Genomic DNA, 1,520 nt, shown 5'->3' on the forward strand with positions numbered 1-1,520 from the left:
TTAAATCTTGTTTGATTCTTGCTGAAATCGCGTATTTTGAGGTGTCATGGGTATAGCATTATTTTGTGTTGGCCCTTCAAAAGCTACTTTTGTAAAAACATAGCATTAAAAAGCCCTGTACTTACATACAGGGCTAATCAAAGTTATTTTATTGAATCAAGACTAGATCCACGTTAAGTAAACCATTTTCTTAAATCTAAAGCATTAATTACTTAGTTGCATGATGAGACGCAGCAGCAGAGAATACAACGTCAGTTGAACTGTTTAATGCTGTTTCTGCTGAATCTTGTATCACACCAATAATAAAACCAATGGCAACAACTTGCATTGCAATATCAGTATCAATACCAAATAAGCTACAGGCTAAAGGTATTAATAATAATGAACCACCTGCAACACCTGATGCACCACAAGCCGAAACCGATGCAATCACGCTTAATAATATAGCTGTTGCGATATCCACTTCGATATTTAAAGTATTAGCGGCAGCTAAAGTTAGTACCGTAATTGTTATCGCAGCACCCGCCATATTAATGGTTGCGCCTAGTGGAATTGATAACGAATAAGTATCTTCATGTAAGTCTAATCTTTTACATAAAGCCATGTTTACTGGAATGTTTGCAGCTGAACTTCTTGTGAAGAATGCTGTAATACCAGAATCTTTTAAACAAGTGAATACTAAAGGATATGGGTTTTTACGTGTCACAATATAAACAATTAATGGGTTAATAATTAATGCAATAATTATCATTGAGCTGACTAATACAAATACGAGATGACTAAATTCAGCTAAAGCAGAAAACCCTGTTATTGCTATGGTATTAGCGACTAAACCAAATATACCTAAAGGTGCAAATTTAATAACCGTTTTTACGATGCTAGAAACCGCATCAGCTAAGTCATGAACCATCATTTTAGATGAGTCACTGGCACGTTTTAATGCAAAACCTAATCCTAAGCCCCAAGCTAAAATACCGATAAAGTTCCCAGTCGCAACGGCGTTAATAGGGTTATCTACTACTTTATAAGCCAGAGTTGATAATACTTCGGCTAAACCTTGTGGTGGATTAGCAGTTGCACCAGCTAAATCAAGTGTAAGCTGTGTTGGGAATAAAAAGCTCATCACAACAGCAACAAAAGCGGCACTTAATGTACCAATTAAATAAAGGCCAATAATAGGCTTTAAGTTTGCGTCACTATCTACTTTTTGATTTGCGATAGAAGATGCGACTAATACCAACACTAATATAGGTGCAACGGCTTTCAGTGCGCTGACAAATAAATCACCTAACATAGAGAAGGACTTAGCAGTATCTGGCGATAAAATAGCCAAAATACAACCTGAAATGATAGCGGCTATGATTTGGCTAATAAGACTGGTTGATTGTAATTTTTTAAAAAAAGCTGTCATAACAGACCTTCATTATTATTATATTTCAATATTAGATCAGGTTTTTACCACCGAAGAGCACTTCGTGTCCAGTAGTTATTAAAAACAGCAGCAATTCTCGGTGAATTAA

1 protein-coding gene is annotated in these 1,520 nt (G+C 35.7%); it reads right to left on the reverse strand.

From position 1 onward, the window contains the following. Positions 1–208: 208 nt before the first annotated feature. A complete protein-coding gene (gene sstT / locus CJF42_RS25695; RefSeq protein WP_095369328.1) occupies positions 209–1,411 on the reverse strand; it encodes a serine/threonine transporter SstT in 1,203 nt (400 codons plus the stop codon). Positions 1,412–1,520: the final 109 nt, after the last annotated feature.

It is taken from the genome of Pseudoalteromonas sp. NBT06-2, assembly GCF_002276045.1.
Classification (GTDB): domain Bacteria; phylum Pseudomonadota; class Gammaproteobacteria; order Enterobacterales; family Alteromonadaceae; genus Pseudoalteromonas.